Here is a 454-nt window from a genome sequence, read left to right on the forward strand (position 1 = left end):
TCTTACGCCCAGAACATCGCGCTGGTCGGTTTGACCGGCGTCCGCAGCCGTTTCGTCTGCGCAGCCGCGGCCGCCTTCATGCTCGCGCTGGCGATGATCCCCAAAGCGTCGGCGCTGGTTGCAGCCATGCCGGCCAGCGTGCTGGGTGGCGCTGCGCTGGTCCTGTTCGGGATGGTCGCGGCTACGGGCATCCGGTCATTGGCGCAAGCGGGTCTGGACCAGTCGAAGGAAAAGCTGCTCGTCGTCGCGGTCAGCCTCGGCGTCGGCCTCATTCCGAGCATGTCCGATCGCTTCTTCGCCCAAGCGCCAGCTGCGCTCGCGCCCTTTACCCATAGCGGTGTCCTGCTCGGCATCTGCACGGCCGTGGCGCTCAACCTGTTCTTTGGCAAGAAAGCTGCCGACACCGCTGCTTCGAAGATCGACAAGATTGAAGAAGAGATCATCATGCCGGAGA

General features: G+C 64.1%; 1 protein-coding gene. It reads left to right on the forward strand.

Annotation, left to right across the window (positions count from 1 at the left end):
• On the forward strand, nucleotides 1-454 hold a 454-nt coding region (locus AACY49_RS30960), incomplete at both ends, for a solute carrier family 23 protein (protein WP_339528119.1).

Source organism: Pseudomonas sp. EL_65y_Pfl2_R96, from assembly GCF_963970905.1.
Classification (GTDB): domain Bacteria; phylum Pseudomonadota; class Gammaproteobacteria; order Pseudomonadales; family Pseudomonadaceae; genus Aquipseudomonas.